Origin of the sequence: Flammeovirga aprica JL-4 (assembly GCF_012844305.1) — a bacterium.
Lineage (GTDB): Bacteria > Bacteroidota > Bacteroidia > Cytophagales > Flammeovirgaceae > Flammeovirga > Flammeovirga aprica.
The window spans coordinates 25,228-48,212 of record NZ_JABANE010000043.1; the positions used below are offsets into that span (position 1 = coordinate 25,228).

Annotated in this window: 15 protein-coding genes; 2 read left to right on the forward strand and 13 right to left on the reverse strand. The window is 34.9% G+C overall.

What is annotated here, in order from left to right; all coding sequences use genetic code 11:
- Window positions 1–288 precede the first annotated feature (288 nt).
- Entirely contained in the window at window positions 289–2,529 is a 2,241-nt protein-coding gene (locus HHU12_RS16195) for a hypothetical protein (RefSeq protein ID WP_169657795.1), read from the reverse strand.
- Window positions 2,530–2,878: 349 nt separating this feature from the next.
- On the opposite strand from HHU12_RS16195, the gene HHU12_RS16200 reads away from it, so the two are divergent.
- Window positions 2,879–4,186 carry a hypothetical protein gene (locus HHU12_RS16200; RefSeq protein WP_169657796.1) on the forward strand — a complete coding sequence of 436 codons (1,308 nt, stop codon included), beginning with the start codon at window positions 2,879–2,881 and terminating at the stop codon, window positions 4,184–4,186.
- Between the two features lie 76 nt (window positions 4,187–4,262).
- Here HHU12_RS16200 and HHU12_RS16205 read toward each other — a convergent pair whose 3' ends face one another.
- On the reverse strand, window positions 4,263–5,792 hold the full coding sequence (locus HHU12_RS16205) for a hydroxymethylglutaryl-CoA reductase (RefSeq protein ID WP_240970999.1): 1,530 nt from the start codon (window positions 5,790–5,792) through the stop codon (window positions 4,263–4,265).
- A 108-nt stretch (window positions 5,793–5,900) separates the two neighbouring features.
- Here HHU12_RS16205 and aroQ point away from each other — a divergent pair, with 108 nt between their 5' ends.
- Entirely contained in the window at window positions 5,901–6,320 is a 420-nt protein-coding gene (aroQ, locus tag HHU12_RS16210) for a type II 3-dehydroquinate dehydratase (protein ID WP_169657798.1), read from the forward strand.
- Between the two features lie 34 nt (window positions 6,321–6,354).
- On the opposite strand, the gene HHU12_RS16215 is transcribed toward aroQ, so the two are convergent.
- From HHU12_RS16215 to HHU12_RS16265, 11 genes are all read right to left on the reverse strand, one after another.
- A complete protein-coding gene (locus HHU12_RS16215) occupies window positions 6,355–8,340 on the reverse strand; it encodes a HAMP domain-containing hybrid sensor histidine kinase/response regulator (protein ID WP_169657799.1) in 1,986 nt (661 codons plus the stop codon).
- Window positions 8,327–8,845, reverse strand: a complete 519-nt coding sequence (locus HHU12_RS16220) for a YfiR family protein (protein WP_169657800.1) — start codon at window positions 8,843–8,845, stop codon at window positions 8,327–8,329. Before HHU12_RS16220 ends, HHU12_RS16215 begins: the two co-directional genes overlap by 14 nt.
- A 57-nt stretch (window positions 8,846–8,902) precedes the next feature.
- Entirely contained in the window at window positions 8,903–11,062 is a 2,160-nt protein-coding gene (locus HHU12_RS16225; protein WP_169657801.1) for a PD40 domain-containing protein, read from the reverse strand.
- A 149-nt stretch (window positions 11,063–11,211) separates the two neighbouring features.
- Window positions 11,212–12,432 (reverse strand): hypothetical protein, encoded by a 1,221-nt coding sequence (locus tag HHU12_RS16230; protein ID WP_169657802.1) that lies wholly within the window; start codon window positions 12,430–12,432, stop codon window positions 11,212–11,214.
- A 67-nt stretch (window positions 12,433–12,499) separates the two neighbouring features.
- Entirely contained in the window at window positions 12,500–13,573 is a 1,074-nt protein-coding gene (gene pheA / locus HHU12_RS16235; RefSeq protein ID WP_169657803.1) for a prephenate dehydratase, read from the reverse strand.
- Window positions 13,574–13,735: 162 nt separating this feature from the next.
- Window positions 13,736–14,164, reverse strand: coding sequence for a hypothetical protein (locus HHU12_RS16240; protein WP_169657804.1), 429 nt, complete (start codon window positions 14,162–14,164; stop codon window positions 13,736–13,738).
- A gap of 34 nt (window positions 14,165–14,198) precedes the next feature.
- On the reverse strand, window positions 14,199–15,101 hold the full coding sequence (locus tag HHU12_RS16245; RefSeq protein ID WP_169657805.1) for a hypothetical protein: 903 nt from the start codon (window positions 15,099–15,101) through the stop codon (window positions 14,199–14,201).
- A gap of 63 nt (window positions 15,102–15,164) precedes the next feature.
- A complete protein-coding gene (locus HHU12_RS16250) occupies window positions 15,165–18,305 on the reverse strand; it encodes an ATP-binding cassette domain-containing protein (protein WP_169657806.1) in 3,141 nt (1,046 codons plus the stop codon).
- Window positions 18,306–18,495: 190 nt separating this feature from the next.
- A complete protein-coding gene (locus HHU12_RS16255) occupies window positions 18,496–18,858 on the reverse strand; it encodes a DUF1987 domain-containing protein (protein WP_044202790.1) in 363 nt (120 codons plus the stop codon).
- Between the two features lie 6 nt (window positions 18,859–18,864).
- A complete protein-coding gene (locus HHU12_RS16260) occupies window positions 18,865–19,413 on the reverse strand; it encodes a SiaB family protein kinase (RefSeq protein WP_169657807.1) in 549 nt (182 codons plus the stop codon).
- Between the two features lie 129 nt (window positions 19,414–19,542).
- The gene (locus HHU12_RS16265) at window positions 19,543–22,983 is read right to left on the reverse strand and encodes a PAS domain S-box protein (RefSeq protein WP_240971001.1); all 3,441 of its coding nucleotides are present in this window, start codon (window positions 22,981–22,983) and stop codon (window positions 19,543–19,545) included.
- Window positions 22,984–22,985 lie beyond the last annotated feature (2 nt).

The window sequence follows — 22,985 nt, forward strand, 5'->3', positions numbered from 1 at the left end:
TTAAGTACCTTTTTAGACACCAAAAATCCCTTCCTACTTTAAGTTTGGAAGGGATTTTTATTTTTAAATCTTTCGGTCAATTTTCTTGGTAGTGAAAGCCAATAAGGGTTCCCAAAATGATAGATACTAAAATTAGCTTTATTTTGAGCAATTCATACAGAGTATTGTTTGTACACTATTCACTGTACAGACAGTACGCTGTATAGTGTACAAGCAGTACGGTGAATAGCGTACTGTGTGTACGGTGGGAAGTGTACCTATTGTATTCAACAGCAATTGAAATCTAAGCTACCCAATAATAATACTATGCTCAATTCCCCCTTTCTCATATTTAATGACCATTGACCTTTCAATTAACTCTGCTTTATCAGGCAAATGTTGTTCTGCAGTAGAATAGAGCAGATGCCCGAACCATCTTTCCTCAAAACCATTGTTTCTTCTCTTTCCAGAACTGGTCTTCGTGAAAACTTCTTTCATTCTATCAAAAACTTGATCTAATGGAGAATTCACTAACTCTTTTGGAAGAGGCACGTTTTGATCAAAGTAGGTATTCAGGATTTTAAAAGAGAGGAGCGTAGCTTTATATCGATCAAAGAAACTGTCTGGATTGTATCGGTTGATAAATCGATCTTTATTTCTCCATGTTCTGTTTTCCTTTTTGTAATAAGGGGAATTCAAAAGTGAATCAATAGACTGTTTTTGTACCATATTGGATAACAACGGACCATAAAATGCTTTTCGATTATCAGAGTAGTTACTCTTTTCCACTTTTTTAGTTGGAAGAACCGCCACCGCTAATGATTTTGAGAAATCCTCAATGGTAACTTTTTGACCTAAAGCCAACAGAAGGTCTTTAAGTACGATAGGTGGAACATGGAAAACGGTTTCAATTTTATAATAACTCGAAGCATTGATTTCATTCCAAATCGCATCAATGATCAATTGATATTCCTCCTCTTCAATGATGCCCCAGATGACAGATGAAAAGAGGTAACGCTGAATCCCTTTTTGATCTTTGTCCTGAACCCTTTCATCTTCAAAAGTATTCTGAAGAGTCAGTGAATAGTCTAAGTCATCATACGATAAATTTTCTTTTGGAGTAGGCGTTTCAATATCTAATACAAGATTAAAAGAAGCGTTTCTATTTCCCGATAGATCTGAACTGATGCTTTTCTCTAACCCATAAGCCACTTCTCTCTCGATAACATCTCTGCCATGTTTAAGGTCGATGAATGTTTCATTATGAGAAACCTTACGTCCAACGCTCCAATTCCCAAGTTTTAGACCCACTGATAAAGATTTACTAATCTCTAAACCTTTACCCGACATATAACGATTGACTTCAATACTTTTTTCTTGAATTAAATCAGAAATATCTAATTTCAGTAATGAAGAAATATGTTTCGTAAGAATATCACTAGAGACATATGCATCTAGCATACTGCTTTCCATTACAGACTTTCGGTAAGAATATTCTAATCCTAATTCCAACTTCATTTTAAGCAGAAGCATGACCTTTTCTTTGGCTTTCTGTACCTTCTCCTCATAGTCATCGAAGAAGTCTATTATTTCCTCGATAGGTGTTAAGGCTGGAATATCGATTTTCTGAAGAATGGCTTGTACATAAATATCTTCAGCATTGTTTTGTATTTTCTCTTTTACCTTCTCAATAGAATCACCAAGGTAATCTATGATATAGTCATCAATAATTGATTCAATTTGTTCAATGGCTTTAGGAGCTAATGAAATGCCTACTGAAGCGGATAAACCAATTCCTTTAGAGCTTTTCTTTTGCTTATTAAGCGTAATATGAAAACGGTCATCCGTCTTTTTGATGAAACAATTGAAAGCATCCTTCTTTGAAAAAGAGAAACCAATTTCAGAGGAAGCTCCTACATTAAAAGCATTGGATTGTCCACAGCTTGTAAGAGCAAAAACAGGTGCCAAAATGGAAGATAAAACTTCTACGAGATCGATAGATAAGGCCCCTTTAAATTCTCCATTTAATGAAAAACCTACGCCTTCATGTTCATCAAATGAATTCCAGAAATTACTATTCTTGCATTCGGTGAAAATCTCTTTTAAACTATGTACCTCGTTGGCAATAGTTTCCACAGTGCTTTTGTGATTAGGATGTACTTTACACCAATTGATTGTAATATCTTGTTTTCCTTCCGCTTCTAATGAGAAGTATTTTGAGGCGGAAGAATTGGCATTGCCTTTCAAATGACCCTCAATCAAGTACTCAATGATGGCATGATTCGAAATAAGCTTTTTATAAGGATGGTTCTCATTGAGTATTACATTTTCATTCTCTTCAAAATCATCACTGCTATTGAATACATTGATTTTAAAACTACTATTCGCACTTAAGTCAATAAAGAGGTTGTCATCAAAAACAGGAAGGTTTTTCTTATAAGGAGTATCAAAAATCTGATTATTGACTACTTCAAAATCGACGTCGCTCAGTGGAGTAGTAAGTGATTGTAGGGTATTAGTTAATTTAGGAAGATGACTCAATACGTTCATAATTAGCTTTAATAGATGATCATTGAAAAATGTAATAAGTCCTGCAAATTGAGGTCAGACCATAATTATGGCAGGGCTTATCAATATTAGGAAATATAAACCCGAGGAACAAATCTATTTAAAAGGCGAATAAACCTACATTCACCCTAGAAAGTAATATTCAATTGACTTAGTAATAAATCATCTCATAAGTTACTTATTGGTCTTGTCTTAAAAACGCGTTTTTAGCGTACTTTTTTCTTTATAATTGTATTATTCGAAGAATATGACTTCATTATTCCCTCATTTTGAAAACATTATCAAACCTCGCCGTACAGATAGAAAAATTTAACTCGAATAACTATACGCTATGAAAAATTTAAAAAACCTTATTTTATTTATTATTTCATCAATTTTTATCATTTCATGTACTACTGAAGAGAATGAAGTTACTCCAGAAACTTTTGATAATGGTACTGTAGATTTAACCCAAAATGAGCATTTTGATGCCACTTGGAACATTACTACTGGAGGAGAAATTTCAAGTATGGCGTTTACAAGTGAGGGGTTAGCTACTGTACAGGGTACAGCTTCAAATACTAGAACATTATTAGAAGAAAAAGATTTATTGTTTTATGGAGAATACACTGTAGAGTCGGATACAATAATCGATTTAGAGGGATATGGTACTGTGAAGCTACTTAATGTAAATGGTGAGATTCAAATAGAACTAATTAAAGAAGATAATCCAGAGGAAAAAATTAATATGTCCGTTGAGGTGGATAAGAAAGAGTTTTCAGAGAGAACTGCATTTTTAGCCAATGTATGGAAGGATACAGAAGATGATTTCTATGTATTCTTTACGAAAGATGGAGCTATTATTAGTACAGATGGAAATGGTATCTGGGAGTGGACTGATGAAACAGAAGAAACGCTGAAAGTGAAAATGTCGGATGAGATATTCCAAGCCAATCTTTTAACGTTGACTGAAGAGAATATTGACCTTACATTAAGTTTTGAAGAGGAAGGTGTGACCTATACTGATACGATTAGTTTGGTTAGGGCAGATTATGAAGAATTAATGGAACATGTGGAAAGAGAGTACAAGAAGGATGATGAAGACGATTATGATGTTCCTAGTTTTATTGCAGGAAAAGGAAGTGTGAGTATTGATGGAGAGGTATTATTTAAAATAAAAGGTGCTGCAGGAAGACAGAATGAAGTCTTTGATAATGATTCATCTGGAAGGTTCTTTGATCTGGTATTTATGGAAGATATTAAAGTCTTAGAAGAGTTGGATGACTATGAAGGAGACGAGTTTATTGGAAATATGTTGTCAATCGGTTTGACTACTTCAGCTGAAGCACCTAAAAAGATTATTGGAGATTATACTTCAGGTGGTGAATGGGAAAATGCCACAGATGCCTCTGATTATGGAGTTCAGTTTGCTGGAGTGACTACCATGATCAATGATGAGTTTGCCGTGTATTTAAAAGATCATGGTGATGGTCTTTCGGTGGAAAACTTCACAATTAAAGAAGGAAAAGACGGTACAGTAGTAATCGATGCGAAATTCAATATTCATAAGGTGAGTAATGACCTTGAAGAAGTAGGAGAGAAGGCCACTGTCACTTTCCATTATGAAGGAAAACTATTTTTTATCACAGAAGATTTATAAAAATAATTAGTATAGAAAAACTCCCTGTTTGAACGAAGTTCAGGCAGGGAGTTTCGTTTTATAGTAAGAATACGTATTATCTGTTTCTACCGTATTGCTCATGAGAACTAACCCAATCAGAAGAAGAAATCGCAGACGCCAATGAAATTTCACCTGCTAAAACTACTGCGGCAACAATTTCAGCAAACTTGTGTGCTTTTCCTTTGCCGTAGCAATCTAATAATTGAAGACTTTCTTTTTGGGTGCCAATCCCTGTTCCTCCTCCATAAGTCGCAATGATCAAAGAAGGAATTGTGATTGAAAGATATAAATCACCTTTATCTGTCAGTTCAGTATAAATGATACCGGCACTTGATTCAGACACATTTGCAACATCTTGTCCTGTGGCAATAAACATTGCTGTGATGCCGTTTGGCGAATGCAATCCAGTATTATTTACACCAGACAAGAAAGAACCGATAGCGGCAATTCTAGAATGGTGATCTAGTTGCTCTGGATCAACTCTCATATATTGTTGTAAAACTTCTTTTTTCAAAGTCACTTCAGCCGTCACTCTTTTACCACGAGTTCTCATGATGTTAATCTGAGAAGCTTTTTTATCCGTCGCAAAATTTGATTCCAAGAAGAAGTTTTGAATTCCAGAGTATTGATCTAAGATCCAGCTACAAGCGGCAAAAGTGGCTCTGCCAACCATATTCTGACCTGCTGCATCTCCAGTTTTAAAGTTAAACCTTAAGAAGGCGAATTTATTCGATAAGAAATGATCAATATAAACTAGGTCAGCGATAGAAGAAGTACTTTCAGCTTCTGCTTTGATTTTATCAAAATTGAGTTTGATCCAAGCTACAAAATCTCTAGCTCCTCGTGCATCAATAAATTCGAAAACAGGTGCACGTTGCATGGCATCATCTACTACAGATACTTTAATACCTCCACACATATTCGCTACTTTCATACCTCTATTGTATGAAGCCACAAGTGTTCCCTCAGTAGTTGCCATAGGAATCATAAACTCTCCAATAGCATGTTCACCGTTTACTTTAATTGGACCTGCAAATCCCATTGGAACTTGTGCTACACCTGTAAAGTGTTCAATATTCCCTCCTAATTCATGAGGATCGATGGAATATTTTCCGATATGATCAATTTTAGCTCCTGTAAATTCCTCTACAAATTCTTGTCTCTTTTTGATAATAGGATCTCCATAATCATCCATCTCATCTCTTGGAATTCTCACCTCAGTATCTTTTTTTAATGTGATAGCATCTGTTACTGAGAATTTTAAAGTTCCAAAAGGAGATGCTTTCACAGCGATTTCCACTTCATGTTTTTCTATTGCTAGCTGAGGATGATCCAATACTTCAATCCTAATCAATGCTCTAAGTGGGAAATCAAATCGGTTATCAGAATTAATACTAGTTGCCTTTACATCTTGTGCATTGGATGTATGCAAAACAATTTTTTCTTTGCTGACTTCGTTTCCATCAATTTTAATATGGAGAAGTTCTTTTATTTCAGCGTCTTTGAGTCTATTTTTGATCGAAAACTCAATACCACGTTCAGTGTTGTTCAGGCTGCCTCGTGTGTATAGTTGCTTTAACAGCATACTTGGGATAAACATAGTTTATTTGGTTTTGCAGTGTGAAATAATGTAGTTTATTATTAAACTATATTGGACCGTATTGTATAAGCAATTTAATAATATATATATAAAATGAAGCTATTAATTTTAAATGGCCCCAATTTAAACCTGCTAGGTAAAAGAGAGCCAACGATTTACGGTAATACAAGTTTTGAAGAATATTTCGAACAGCTTCAAGCGGCTTTGCCTGAAGCAGAGATGGAGTACCGTCAGAGTAATCATGAAGGAACTTTAGTTGATATTATTCATGAAGTGGGCTTTAGTTATGACGGAATTGTCTTAAACGCAGGTGCTTATACACATACATCAGTTGCGATCGCTGATGCTATAGCAGGAGTTGAAACACCTGTAATTGAAGTGCATATCTCCAATGTTCATGCTAGAGAAGCATTCAGACATAAGAGCTTTATGGCTAAAAATTGTGTTGGAACTATCGCAGGTTTAGGCTTGAAAGGGTATGAATTAGCCGCTCGATATTTTATTGAGAAATAAGGAGAATTTCAATAATAAATGAATGATTATTCTCTTATTCGTTTTTTAAAGGTTCTCTTGAGTTTGTATAATCTTGAACTTTCTGAAGCAAATTATCTTTTTTGAACGGCTTAGATATATAATCATTCATTCCCGCTTGCTTACATCTGTCAAACTCTCCTTTAAGTGCAGAGGCAGTCATGGCAATAATAGGGATGTTACTTTTTGGGGAAGGGAAATTATTTCTGATTTCTTGTGTAGCTGAATAGCCATCCATCTCAGGCATATGCACATCCATAAGAATCAGATCGTAGTCATTTTCCTTGAATTTCTCTAAAGCAATTTTTCCATTTTCAGCGAGATCTGAAACATAACCCCACTTTTTCAATAAACGAAGAACAAGCATCTGATTGACTTCATTATCTTCTACAAGTAAGATCTTTTTGCTTGAAGGTTCATCAAATACATCATTACTGCTTATTTGTTCTGAAACATTAGGTGTTTTCTTCTTAGCCTCTAGGTATTTTTTAAAAGTAATTTCAAAATAAAAAGTACTCCCAAGGTCAACAGTACTTTCAATATACATTTTTCCTCCCTGAAGCTCCACCAGCTGTTTTGAAATACTTAATCCTAAGCCAGTACCTCCAAATTTGCGGGTGGTTTCATTAGAAGCCTGTGTAAAGCTATTGAAAATATGATCGATTTTATCTTTCTCAATACCGATACCTGTATCTTTTACAGAAAATTGTAAAGCTACTTTCTCGTCATCTTCAAATTTATTTCGGATAGAAATAATGATGCTTCCATCAAAAGTAAACTTTACGGCGTTAGAATAAAGGTTGATCAGTACTTGTTTGAGTCGTACGGGATCACCCAATATTTTTTCAGGGACTTTTCTAGAAATATCAAGAATAGTATTTAGCCCTTTTTTATCAGTTTGAATAGAAAAGGCATCTAAAATTGAGGAGGTGACTTCTTTTACATTAATCACTTGTTCTTCAAAAGAAAGCTTACCGGATTCAATTTTAGATATATCCAGAATGTCGTTGATAACCACTAAGAGGTGAGAAGCTGAGCTTTTCAAAACCTTCAACAAATTCTGTTGTTCCTCATTTAAGTCTGTATCCTGCAATAAATCTGTCATTCCCATCACACCATTTATTGGCGTACGGATTTCATGTGACATGTTGGCTAGAAACTCCTGTTTAGCTTTTGCAGAGCTTTCAGCCACTTCTTTTGCGTGAATCAATGACTCATTTTGTAATTCAATTTTAGAAAGCATACCATTAAAGGCATCAATCAGCAACCCAATTTCATCCTCTCTTCTTTCTTTAATTCTGATCGAATAATCTTTCTTTTTCGAAATGATATTGGCTGTTTTTTCTAAATCAAGAATAGGTTTTGAAATACTACTTTGCAGAGGAACTGAAAGGGTAGATACGAATATCAATACAGATCCTACAATCAAGAAAAACATGAAAAAATAGGTTGTTATTCTTTCTCTGATTGAAGTCAATTCAGACCTTAAATAAACGGTATTGATTCTTCCATTTTCATCAAAAGTACTGACAAAAATATCTAAATAGTTTTCAAGAAGGGCAAAGGAGGTGTTGTTTTGAGAAAAGCTAGGAATAAATTCAGCATGTGATATCTGCCAGTCTTTATCCAGAATTACTTTATTGTAAAGCTCTTCATTTTTCTCTTTTGCTTGTGAGAGTGCTGTTTTACTATAGATAGCAAACAGTCGTTGTTCTTTATCAAAAATAACTCCTGTAACAATCTGAGGGTTGTTGTTGAGGAGTTCATTTAAATTTCTTTGTGCGGGAGTAAATTGTTGTAATTCAACAGAAGCATCATTGTTGTCACCGATAATTTTGGCTAACTGTTTAGTCTCCTTGATAAAGTTTTCTTTGTACTGCTGAAAATCGTAGGCACAGAATAGAATGGTAGAAAACGAGGAAGCAATCAAACTTACAAACATAATAATACCTATAAGTTTATACCTCAGGGATTGGGATAGAATTTTCTTAATCTGGGTCATAAGGAATAATGTCACTTGCGAGGTTTAAGAGCTTCACATCAATAGTTAATTGTGCTTTGTTGGCCGAAACAATGTTTAATGTATAAAGACCATTAGGGGTTAAATTGATAATTCCCCCATTTTTACAAAAGTTAGGGATATTGTCGCCTATTGTCAATACAAAAGAATTGTTTCTGCTATAAATTTCCTGAAGAAAGGTTTTTATTTCTTCTTCCTTAAACCCTTGAGCCATAAAAACGATGTGAGACCCTTTCAGTTCTCTGATCGTTTGTGCTCTTCTAATTTCCCATGCTCTTCCGTTGATATATCTATTTCTAAACATATTGTCAATCACATCTCCAAAAGGGTCGTCGCCCAATATACCGAGTACCAGTTTTCCATCTTCCACAAAAGCTTTGGAAGGCCAGTTGACATATTTTGCAAATGTATTAATAATACCAGCTTTTCTTTCGTATTCATCAAATTGAGCACTGCTTTCTTGATGGAAACCAAGAATGAAAAGCACTGTTATGACAGATACTAAATGAAATGATGATATGTTTAGAAAATATTTTTTCAAAACTTATTTGATTATTATAGATAATTTCAGACAACCAGTGTCGTCTGAGCTCATTTTAGGTTTTTCAACAACTTTTATTTTCCACTGTTCAACTCCTTTTGATGCAAGGTAGTTATTAATGGAATTGATTCTCATCTGAGTTAAAGTATCAGTTTCTTTGATTTCGTTATTATCGTCACTTTTTGAGAAATGAATTATTTCAAGTCTCAAATCACTTCTAGGTTTTATAAATGAAGCGATGTCGTTTAGTGTTTTTTGATCTTCTCTGGAAATATCAAATTCGTTTTCTACGAAATAATATCTCTGATCCAATATACTTTTATTGCTTTTTGATAAACGTACTACCTTTTCTCCAGTATCACCTCTCATGCTGTCCAATGTTGTCAAGAGATCAGGATTAGCTTCATTAAAAGCTCTTTCTATAAGGTCTAAAAGAGGTGTGTAATAAGGGTCCGGACTTCCTTCTGCTTGCTGTGAAATCACAGGGTCTAAAGCCGGATCATCCAAAGCATTCAATGAAGCTAGACCATCTTTATCTGTTCTGTCCACAATCATGTCCATCAACATTAGCAGAGCATCATATCGAGCATCAGCAATATCTTCTTTTTTATCCTTGATTTGATCGAATGTGGTTACTTCAAACTGAGAGTCATTAGGAATGATATCATAACCCACTGTTTTGTTCAACACGACGATATCTTTCATCTCAAATGTTTTGATCAGCTGATACCTGTATGTGTTTTTAGGAAGGTCAATTTTAATATTGTAAAGTTCCAGTTCATTATAAGTGACAGTGATCGTGTAATTCTTACCTGGCAATAATATCATAAAGAATTTACCAGTAGCAGGATCTGGATCATAAACATACTTCTTATAAGTAATATTATCTTGATCTTTTACGGTTAAGCTGATTGGGATTTTCTGACCGTTTTTCTCCACTTCAATATTACCTGTTACAATTGCTCTTTTCATTTTATGAACAGGTTTGAAAATAGAGTAAATATCATAACCGCCTATAGCGTCTTTGTTTTGTCTGTTGGATGAAAAATAGGAGTACCTTTTGCTCGGAATTTGAGAGAACTGCAATTCATCAAAAGGAGAATTGATCGTAACACCTAAGTTCTTAGGAGTGGACCAAGTTGCACCTTCTTTGACTGAAGTGACTAGGTCAAAACCACCAATTGATTTAGTGCCATTAGTGGAGTAGTAAAGAGTTTTGTTATCGTTATGAATAAATGGAAAAACTTCATCATATTCACTATTGATCGTTGGTCCTAAGTTGATAGGATTAGACCAGTCGTCTTTACCAATTTTAATGGATTTGTAAAGGTCAAATCCTCCTTGACCGCCAGGCCTGTCACTTGAAAAGAAAATAGTAGTGCCATTATTTGCTAAAAAGGCACCTCTCTCATTATAATCAGAGTTTATTTTCTCATTTAATTTTTTCGGTTTTAGCCATCTGCCTTTTTTGACCCTCGTTTCATAGATATTTCCTTTTCCTTCAGGATCTGTAGGATATTCTATATACAAAAGCATATAAGCCCCATCTTGTATATAAAGAGGGTAAATGTCTCTGTATTCTTCGTTAAATTGAGGGTAGGGGTGGTGGAATTGTATTCCCTTCCGGTAAGAAAGGTAAATATCATCGTCACCACTTTGAAGTTTTTCAGGTAAGAAACGGTATTGATCACCGTATACATAATTGAAGCTGTCTCTCTGTCTTTTTGAACTGAAAATTAGAAAATTATCTAATTTAGAAATGATTGGAGACTTTTCGTCATAAGATGTATTAATAGGAATTTCCATTACCTGTGAGGATACTGTATTTCCAGCAATCACATTATTGGTAAGGTTGATGGCATTCTCACACTGTTCAATTCTCAATCTTGCATCATTGAAAACGGGAACGGAACTGTTTCCTTCATATGCTTCTAAATATTCGTTATAGAAATTGATGGCTTCAATATAATTCTCCTTGTAATGGAGTAATGAAGCATAATAGAAGAATTTTTCAGAGGGTATACCTGTGCAGGAATGATCTATTAAGTATTTGAAATAGGGCTCTGCATCTGCTTTTGCAAAAGGTGATTGGTAGATACAGACCCCTATTTTATATTTAATGGAGCATGAAGTGATGTCTTTGACTGCAATTTTTTCATACATGGTCAAAGCTTCATAATATTTTCCTTCTTCAAAAAGTTGATCAGCATTTTCAATACTTACATTTTGTGCAACTATTGAATTAGAAAGAAGAAGAAGGAGAATAAATACTATATAGTGCTTTTTTGAGTTCAGTGGTCAGATAGTTTAATTTATATAGAACCATTTGGATTTGTGCGTATCAATAAGATGCCAAAATTATTTTGGTCACTTGTTTGCTTCGACCCGACAATGATCAAATCTTTATTGGCAGCCTCAAGAACAGCATAACCTCGTTGTTCTTTTACACCTCCAATAGATTTTTCCCATAGTTTATTGCCATTAGCATCCAGTTTTACAAGCAATGTATTAAAGCCGTCCAAACTAGTATTATCACCATACTCATCCGGCTCCCAAACTTCAGTGTAACCAACTATGGCAAAACCTCCATCACTTGTCAATGTGATACCATTGCCTTCATCATAACTTAATCCACCAAAAGATTTGTGCCATTGCTGTTGACCTGCTCCATCTGTTTTTACAACCCAGCAATCAAGACTAGCTTCCGCAAATGTGTATGAATAGCCTACAATAGCAAAACCACCATCAGGAGTTTGGACAAACTGATTGGCTTTTTCAGTGTCACCACCGCCATACGTTTTTTCCCACTTCAACGTTCCGTCAAGACCTATGTTGAACATCCAGACATCCCATTTTCCTTTTCCTGAAGATTCAGTATTGCCAATGATTGTATATCCATCTTTTGTTAAAGCGATATCAACGGCTTCATCATTTTTGGCTCCTCCGTATGTTTTTCTCCACTCCTCAGTTCCATCACCAGTAATTTTCAATACAAAGGCATCGCCACTAGGATCTTCACTGTCTAAAGTAATTACTTTACCTCCTATGATGTAACCACCATCTTCAGTCGCTTTAATACAAGTTCCTTCTTCAATTGAAGCCTGATCACCATAAGTGTGTCTCCAAACTAATTTACCACGAGCGTCAACTTTCACCACCCATGTGTCTTTGATGTCGACACTAAAGCCGTAAGAGTCAGAGCTGCCAACAGTAATGTACCCTCCGTCTTTGGTTTGGATGATGTCATATACTTCTTCTGTTTCGGTATCTCCAAATTTGAAATTCCAAATGATATTTCCTCCATCATCCACTTTCCACAAACTCATGTCCATGTTACCGCTTGTACCAATTGAGCGTCCGGCAATAACATAACCACTATCGTGAGCTTTCACAATAGCTTTTCCTATATCATATTTACCCCCACCTAGCACCTTATTAAAACTCGAAAGAATTTTAGAAGGTGGAGTAGTTGAGAATCCATAACTTGAGGTTAATAAACCAAAAAGTAGTAGTATAAAAAAGTTTTTTTTCATTCTTGATTATTTAGGTCTTTTTGTAGACTTCTCATCAATACAACGACCAAAATTAAGTTTTATTCTATTAAACCATTTTTACGTAACTTCCTAAGAAGGTAATGGTGTCAGGATAAACTCTGATAATTTCCTGAATCTTACTTTCTTCATAATGACCGTCAAAATCAATTAAGAACCAATACTTAAAATTGTCTTTTTCCTTGGCAGGTCTACTTTCAATTTTCGTAAGGTTAATATCACGTTGTCTAAATTCTTCCAAGAAGTTTGCCAAATCACCAGGATGATTACCAATTTTTGCCAGAATAGATGTTTTATCCTTTCCAGACTTCTGATTCACAAGATCTTTAGCAAGTATTAAGAATCTAGTAGTATTGTCTTGACTGTCCTCTATATTGTTATAAATAATAGGCAGTTTATAAAGCTTAGCAGCAATTTGTGAACAGATAGCAGCAGCTCCTTCCTCTTCCAGTGCTAACTTAGCAGCCTTAGATGTAGAGGCAACTTGAATCAGCTTAATGTCTTCGTCGAAGTAATCTTCAATAAACTGTCTACATTGTCTAAACGCAATATCTTTAGAATATATTTTCGTAATCTTAGATAAATCATCTGTATTTGACGCTAAAGTGAAATTTACAGATAACGGCAATTCGGCTACGATCTTCACATTACGATAGCAGAGCTGATCGATTGTTTCAGCAACTGTACCTTCTTGGTTATTTTCAATAGGCACAACACCAAAACGTACTCTTCCTGTTTCCACATTATCAAAAACAGATTTTATAGTCTTGATAGAGATGTACTCGCTCATTGCTCCAAATCTACTTTCTGCAGCTTGATGAGTATAACTTCCTTCTGGACCTAAAAATGCTACTTTTTCTGGTAATTCAATATTTCTACTTACTGCAAATACTTCTAAAAAGATGGCTTCAATAGCGGCATGATTCAAGGTGCCACTATCCTCTTTAGAAATAGAGTGTAACCTATCAATGATTGATTTTTCTCTTTCAGGTCTATAAATAGCCGTTTTTTCGTGTTTTTTTAATTCTCCAACCTGTTTTACAACATTCATTCTCTCGTTTAACAAACGTAGAATTTGGTTGTCTATAGCATCTATTTGATTTCTTAACGACAGTAAGTCCATCTTAACCGCACCTTTAATGTAAATAAAATATGAATTGAAGTAGATGATAAATTGCAATTACTCACTTACTTCATTGTAGTTACGTCCTACAAAACTATAAAAAAAAAGCAAAAAAAAGGGCAGAAGTTGTAGTCTTCTGCCCTCATTGTATTTTTTTATGTTTTATCTCTTAAATCCAAGTACTGCAGCACCGCAATAGCTCTTTGAATCCTTGAAAGTAAAACTCAAATAGTAAATTCCTGTAGAAGTACATTTGTAAGTCCAAGTACCTAAGAAACGGTTGTTATAGAAGCTTGAAATGATTCTACGTCTCTTGGCATTGTATAATGTACTGATCAAACCTTGAGCACCACCGTCTTTACCTGAAATAGTAATTTGGTAGCTTGTGTCTTTTGCTAATACACAAGTATACTCAATTTTACGTCTAGTACCGTTTCTACCGTCAATTCTGTAACTTTTTGAGAATTGGAAACCTGGGTTTAATTCCTTCATACTTTTCGTTACATAAAGTTCTGCATTACATTGAGCTGAAACTTCATTGATTGTAAAAAGTGCGAAGATTAATGAGAATGCTAAAAATATCTTTTTCATTGTTCTTTATTTTTTCACTTAGAAGTAATCTTATTTATCTAATTACCTTGTTACGGATAGATTTTAATAAACTTGTGATTTTTTGAATATCACCGTCAGTTACATGGACAACACTTCTTGTGCCATCTGTAACAACAAGTACGCCATCAATTTCTTCCATAGTCGGTTCTCCTACGATTACCTCCACTTCAATTTGATCGTAAATCTCTTGTAAAGCAGTAAGGTCATTAATCAAGTCCTCAAAACCTGGGCTTGATTTATATATATCTAAAACTAGAAGTAATTGATCCAATACAATTTTTTGGTCACCAATTTTATCTTTTAGAAGATCATTTGGTTCACGAGCGTTGACCATAGCAGTAAGATAAACTGCCTCAATCCAACCACCTGTTAAGATAAGAGCACTTACGTTTTCTCTTTTTCTTTCAGCAAGGTTGTTATTAATTTTTTCGAAGTTTAAAGTTGTAGTCTGAATTAATTCATCTAAACGGTTTGAACTTTCAGCTAACTCTTTAATTGTTTCGTAATCGAAAAATGCACCGATTCCTAATCCATCAGCAAGATCTTTTACTGAGTTCAAGAAACTGATCGCATCCTGATTTTTTCCATAAATATTCGCAAAGCCAAGGTCAGTACCATAGATACCTAAGTTTAATGCTTTTTGAAATGTAGTATTATATCTTGAAACAGCGTCAGGCGTATTTAAATCGCTTTTATTGTAAACTGTTCCATTCTCTTTAATTAAAACAGAAATCTCTAGAGGAGAAGGGATAGATTCCAATACCTCACCTACAGGTAATATTTCTTGTTCAACGCGAGAAGGGGATACCTCTACGTTTGAATTTTTAACTTTTTCATTAGGTAATTCTCCAGCTTGAGCGAACGAGGAAGCTAAGAGTACCGATGCGACTAATGTATTAAGATATTTGGTTTTCATCTTATTCCGGTTTTCTAAGATAGTTGCGATCCAAAATATATGTGGATACTATAACAGTTGTGTTTATGCTTCTTTAGAGACAATCTTTGTAAAAATGACTTCAACTCCTTCAATCAGTTTCTTTAATAATTCGAAGTAAAGCGTGAAGTATAAAAGAATAGACATCATCCAAATCCACAGTACATTGAATGTAAATGTGTCAATATATGTGCCAAAAAATTTCTTTGCCGGAGCAAAAAGGTGAGTTCTGTAGTCCAAAACTCCACTCGTATTTTCTTTAATGAAGAAAATAGGATCTATAAGTTGCACAATTCTATTGTGATCAACAACAGTTCTGTTCAGAACCGTCTTGTTTTTAACGAAAGTTTCTAGTTGATCATTGTAATATTTATCTTTTGACTCTGATAAATTAAAGTCTTCACCAAGTTCTTTCTTCATTTCGTAGATCTTGGCATCTCTTTTTTCTTCTGCCTTTATCAAGAAATCGTTGTAGAAGATCGATGACTCATAAAGGATTTTTCTGAACTGATTACCTTCACTAGATGTGATTTTCCCATCCTCTAAGAAAGATATTACTGTTGCTTTTTTCTCTTCACTTGATGCAAAGAATAAGTCAGCATTAATCTCATTCGTCAAAGTAAGAATATCATCAGCTAAGATTTTTGCAGTACTGTCATTCGTATTTTTACTATTAAGCTGTGCATTGTAAAGAATCTCTTCCATTCTAGGCTCCCAATATGCACTCTTGTAGTTACTTTGGCTTAATTGCATATCCATTTCAAAGAATGGCTTCTCATATCTGTTGTTCTTGAATTGTTCAACAGAAAGACCTTCATATGCCCATCTAGAAGCCATTATATCTGCAATCAATGGTGTTTTACCATGCTCACTGATTGTGTTATTCAGCTTACTGAAATCAAATATCAACCCACTCAAAATCATTTGAGGAATCAGAAGAATAGGAATCAATATGTATACAGTAATTGCGGAATTGAATGCAGATGAAATATTCAGACCAATTAAATTGGCGTGACATGAAACAGTAAATAGAATTAACCAATACTGATAAGATAAATCTGGAATCTCTAAAACGGTATTGCCTATCAATACAAATGTGAAAGTTTGTACAGCTGAAAAACCAAAAAGGATAATCAATTTAGAGAAAAGATAACTTGATCGGCTTAGATTCAGGAAGGATTCCCTTTTCTTGATCTTTCTATCTTTGATAATCTCCTCAGCACTTACGGTCATACCCATAAACAATGCTACTAAAATAGCAATCAAGATATAGGCAGGTACGTTTTCATTGTGTCTGAAGACATAGTCAGAGTCATTATCTTTAATGTAATAGATGACCCATGAAAGCAATACCGCTAAGAATGGTGCTTCTAATAAGTTGATCAATAAATATTGCTTGTTACTAAACTTGGCTAAGAAGTCACGGATAGTAAAAATTGCAGTTTGTTTGATCTTAGAAGGAATTCTAAGTGTTTTAGGAGGATCAATATGTACTTCCTCTATTTCCGGTTTCTGGAATGAATCAGCATAAACTTTATACCAATCTTGAGGAGTAGCCTTACGTTTGTTGGTGAACTCTCCATATTCATCCACAACCTGTGCTTCGATGATATTGAAGAGTTGTTCAGGGTTTACATTACCACAAGTGTTACATTGTCCCTGATCACTGTCTACTTGTCCAGCGGCACTCTTATAAGTTGTGATAGCTTCAATAGGGTTGCCATAGAATACAGGGTATCCACCAGTATCGAGCAACCACATTTTATCAAACATCTTATAAATGTCTGATGAAGGTTGGTGAATTACTACGAAGATTAGCTTTCCTTTCAGAGACAATTCTTTCAGAAGGTCAATTACGTTTTCTGAATCTCTTGATGAAAGGCCAGATGTAGGTTCATCCACAAACATTACTGCAGGCTCACGGATAAGCTCTAAAGCAATATTTAGACGCTTACGCTGACCACCAGAAATCTTTTTGTTGAGTACATTACCTACTACAAGGTGAGCAATTCTATCCAAACCTAAACTGAAAAGTACTTCATTTACTTTATCTGTCAGCTCCGCTTCATTCATATCCTTGAAGCAAAGTTTCGCATTGTAATAAAGGTTTTGGAATACTGTCAGTTCTTCGATCAAAAGGTCGTCCTGGGCAATGTACCCTATCACACCATCAATCTTGTCTTTTTCTTTGTGGAGGTTGTAACCGTTGATTCTTACTTCACCATTAGAAGGCGTTTCCAAACCAGCAAGTACGTTCAGAAGTGTTGTTTTACCAGCACCTGAAGCTCCCATAATCCCAACAAGCTGTCCTGTGTTTTCACCAAAGTTGATATCACGCAGACCTACTTGTCCATTAGGGAATTTATATTCTAAATTCTCAACAATGAAAGAGATGTTGCCACCAATTTCATCTGAGTTGTATTTGTTGACTAAGTCACTGTAGTATAATGGTGCTCCCTTAGGAGTTTTGAAAATACTACCAGGAGAAAATAAGTGAACTGTATTAGCAGCAACAGGCTGACCATTTAGGTAGATTGTGTCCTTTCCTGTATACTTTGTGAAGTATAGAGAAACACTTTTTAGCCTGATAAAGATGATTTCACCATCGAGAAGACCAGAATCAATAAATTTGATTTTACTTCCCTCTGGAGGCATTTCGTCATCGAAAATAAGAATGTCTTCACTGTCAATTTTTGACGAGTGAGTTTCAATCACAAAGAGTTCAAGGAGTTTGTATTCAGGAGAAGGGATATTAAATACATCAGCAACTGTATGTATAATATCCATTCTTTGTGGGGTAAATGACTGATCAGAAGCTACAAGCTCCAACAACTTCACCATAACAATCGTTTTTTGTTTCTGGTCAAGTGTCTTGTTGATCTTTCTACATAGAGAAAGTGTTCTTACTGAGTTTCTCACTGAAACAGCGTCAGATACTGAATCGTCAGCGTTTTCACCTCTAGCAGCTCTCTTTTTAGCAGCCTTTGCTTTTCTTTTTGCTATACGGTCTTCTTCATCTTTGATAAGTTGATCGTAAAGCTCTATATATTCTTCAACAGAACGCTTCTCAAGTTCTTGATTCAAGAAGTTGATTACGAAATTTCTTTCTGTTTCTGTTAAACCTTCATCTTGTGTAGAGATGATAGCAAAAAGTTGCGTCAGTGCCTTTAATATTTCTTCACTCATAGATTGCCGACAATAGTTCGGAAATTCAATTCAAAACAAAAAATAAATATACACTCCATTGAGTATACATTTAATTAATGCAATAATGGTAACAAATATTGCATCAAAAAAGGTTATTTATTAAGTAAATATAAAAAACACTTGGTTTTAATAGAAAAGCCAAGTGTTTTTTATTGAGAAAAGATACATATTAGTATGTTTCGAATTCAAATTCAAGTTCTACTAATTCTTCAAACTCTTCTCCAGCTTCTTGCATATCTTCATCATCTTCATGATAGTACCATACAATTGTTGTACCTACTATTTCTTCTAATGCTGACAGTACATCCAAAATTAATTTAGATGATGCTGTATTAAAATATTCAAGTTTGAATAAAAACTTTGTTGAGCTATTTGCATTTTCAGCATACTCTTCTATCCACTTTAGGATAGGAGCAAAGAATTCTGCTGAGTCTTCTGGAAGTGATCTACCCGAAATTTCGAATAGTTCGTTGTCTTTGTCCAAGATGACTTTTGGCGTATCCTCCGTTCCTGCAAGATTAAGGACTTTCATGTAAAGTTATTTTAGATTTCTTGGAATTGTCGTTTTAAGAGAAAAAAATGTGAACTCATCGTTGATGGGTTCAAAATCAAAGCGCAGTTTCTCGCCTGATTTTCTAGCCATATCAATAAAGCCAAGACCTGCACCACCTTTGGCTGAAATCTTACCATTCTTGATAATGTCTTTATATAAATCTTTTAGACCATCCTTATCGAGGTCATTAATTCTTTCTAATCTTTGAGCAATGCCTCTGACATTCTTAGAAAGTATTGGGTTGCCTGACGTGATAAAATAAGAGTTGTCTTCTTTACCAATCATAAAGACAGCACTGTTTTTTTTGTCAGATTGTTTCTCCATCGGGACGGCATACTTACTGATGTTCTGCAAGCACTCTACCATAACATTAAAGACCTTTCTTTTGATCTTTGACTGTTCACCATATGAGTCCATGTTTCTTTCCGCCATGGATAATACAGATTTGGTAATATCTTGCGTAATCTCTCCTTCATAAACGAGGATGAGATCTTTGTCAAGCATTGTCCTGTGAAGTTCGTAGATGTATTTCATATGTCCGAACAGAATTATTTAACCAACTTAAAAATTTGTTGGAGCTATATTCTTACGAATATTAAATTTAGACGTAAAAAAAATATTTCCAAATATAACTAAACGTAGGAAACTAACAAGTTTTCTTTACTAAAATCTTATTCCCATCATTATAACGTCATCAGTTTGCTTAGCATTGCCCTTCCAGTCAACAAATGTTTGATTGAGAGTTTGAGCAATTTCTTCCATGTTACTATGATCAGAATTGGAAATAACCTCACGTATTCTTTTAGCTCCGAATTTTCGATTTTCAGGCCCTCCAAATTGATCAGGGTAGCCATCTGAGAATAAGAAAATCTCGTCTCCTTCTTCTAGCTGAATCTCGTGAGTAGTGAAATTTGTTCTTGTTTTGTATTCTCCTCCTACAGGGAATTTGTTTCCTTTTACTTGAATAAAATCTTTGCTTTCAGCCTTGAAAAGGAATAGCGGTCTATGTGCACCTGAGTATTCTATTTTCCTAGCTTCAACATCTATCTTTGCAATCGCAATATCCATTCCATCTCTTGTGCTGCTATTAGAGTCTTGTCGTAGGGTTTTTGTAACCCCTTGATGTAGTAGGTCTAAAATTTCACCAGGAGAAATGTGATGATTGTTCTGTACAATGTCATTAAGAATGAAATAACCTATTAGAGAGATCAATGCACCCGGTACTCCGTGTCCTGTACAGTCAACGGCGGCTATATAAACATCGTTATCTTTTTTGAAATACCAAGGGAAATCTCCACTGACAACATCTCTAGGTTTATAAAGAATAAAGCAATCTTTCAGATCTCTTTTTATGATCTCTGTTTCTGGAATAATTGCTCCTTGAATTCGTTTTGCATAATTAATACTTTCCGTAATTTTCTTGTTTTTAAGCAAGATTTCTAATTCTGATTTCTTACGTTCAGTGATATCATGAGAAACAAATAGAGCACTTTCAAACTCGTTGTCTTCATTGAATTCTGGAATAGCCGTAACGGTCATAAATCTATTTCCGCTAGATGTAGGGAATTCGACCTCACGAGTACATTTTTCTTTCTTTGAAGACACCTCAATCAGCATATCTTTCCATTCTGAAATGATATGTTCTGGCAATGCGGTGTTTTCGATCTTCTGATTTAAGAACAAGTCAGCAGAAAGGCCAGTAAGTTCTTCAATGATAGGGTTTGTATAGAATATTAACCCTTCTTTATTTAATCTTTGAATTAAGTCGAGTGAGTTCTCAGACAAGGCCTGCATTTGTGTACGCATACGCTTTTCTGTCTCTGCTCTTCTTCTTTCAGTAATATCTTGTGCGTTGATTACAATACCTTCAATTGCCGGATCTTTTGTAAGATTAATACCGGTAGCTTCCAGCCATATATAACGTCCGTCCTGAAGTTTATATCTATATTGAGCACTTAGCGTTTCTTCATTTTTAGAACTTACTAAAGAGTTAATGAAATCTCTTATTTCATCTACACTGTCTTTATGTAAGTTGTCTAAATAAGAAAGGTTGATAAGGTCTGCTGGCTTATAACCCAAGATATGTTTAGAAGATGGACTGACGAACTTGATTTTTGCGTTTTCATCAAAAATCGTAATTACCTCAGATGCATTTTCTAATAAAGATTGTAATCTGTTTTGTGAATGTTTTACTTCTTCAACTTGCTCTTCAAGACGGTGGTTAGTTCTTTGTAACTCCTCTTGAGTCGCTTCCATTTCTTCCGCGTTCTGACGAAGGATTTCTTGTTGTACAGAAAGCTCGGAACTCATTTGCTGTGATTCCTTAAGAAGTTTTACAGTACGTTCGTTGATCTTAATGTTAAAGATAGTTCTGGCAATGATTTGAGAGATCTCTTTTACGAAATCCAGCTTCATTGTTGAGAAGTAATCTAACGAAGCAAATTCCAAAATACCGAACACTTTATCATTGGCAATCAAAGGCATGATAAGAATTGATTTCGGCTTTTGTTCTCCTAATAGACCTGAAGTGATTGATAAGTAACTGCTTGGTATTTCAGTTCTCAAAATCATTTCCATCTCAATTGCAGCCTGTCCAACTAAACCTTCAGCAAATTTGAATTTTTTCTGCAGGAATCGTTTTTTATTATAAGCGTAAGTACTTATCAGTTGAATTTCCTGTTCTTCAAGAGGAAGTTCATCTGTAGCACCTTCAATCACATAAAATGCACCTTGAACGGCATTGATCTTTTCCGTTGTGAAAGCGATTACTTCATTGCCAAGTTCTACAAGATCATTGTGATTACGTAAAATCTGACCAATTTCAGCTTCACCAGTAATAATCCAATTTCGTTCAGAATCTCTTTTCTCCGCTCTTTGAATACTGTCTCTCATACTGATCAAGGCATTACCCAATGTATCATCATCACTTAGAGATGTATAAGAAGCGTCATAGTTTCCTTCTCCAATTTGCTCTGAGAAATTGGCCGTTCTCTTCATACCATTTACCACTTCTTGAACTGCCATGGACATTTCACCAATCTCATCTTTGTGAAATAGATTGACTACTTCATGCGGAAGAATACCTTTTGCGATTAGGTTCAATCTATTCTTAAGTGTGATAATTGGACTTGTGAGGTATTTAGAGAAGATCACTGCAATCATCATAGAAATAAAGATGATGACAATAGCTGTATAGAAGAACGTTCTAATTAAACCATTTAAACCGCTTTTAATTTCGTCATAATCAATTTTCACGACCAGACCCCAGTTGGTGGTTGGAATATAGTTCCAGTATGAAATGGTTTTCTTTCCTCTCCAGTCAATATCATAACTAAAGTCTTTAGAATCTCCTTTTGCAGCTTTTTGAATTGCAATATTAGAAGGGTCCCCTAAACTGATTACTTCGGTGAGCAAGTTAGGACTACCTTTAAGGGGGGATATAATTGTTACATTACTTGATTGATTATCGGAGAGCCTTGAAAGTAAGATTTCACCCGTATCACCAAGTCCTGTTCTATTTTCTACAATAGGGTAGATGTTTTTCTGAAGACTGTAAAGAATAATAACGTGTCCCAATTCACCAAACCTTGATTTCATTCGAGGGGAAACAACATAGATATGAGCTCCTTTTTCGGTATTGAAAGGTTCAGAGAAGTATGTCTTTGTTTTTGCTTTCTTAATGATTTTCTCAAACTTCTTATTTCTATCACCAACAATTACTGATGCAGGGAAAGTGTAACTTGTGTAGAGTACATTTCCTTTGTTATCAGTAATAATGATATTAGAATACCCATTTACAATCTGCTTAGGGAAGAGTTCGTTGTCCAGCTTTCTCTTGATCTCGTAATAAGTAGAATCTTTATAGGATCTAGACTTTGATTGAAATAAGTATTTCAACTTTGTGGCATTGTTTACAATTAGAGCAGACTTAGCCATGTACTTCAAGTTTTGTTCAATGTACTTGAATTTCTGGTCTATCTGTTCTGCTTTCAGTGTACTGATGACATCAAAAGTTTGAGAGAACCTTCTTTCAACCGAATTTTCAGTTTGAAAATAAGAGAGGGAACTAATAGTCACTACCGTAATGGTTACAACGAGTAACATTA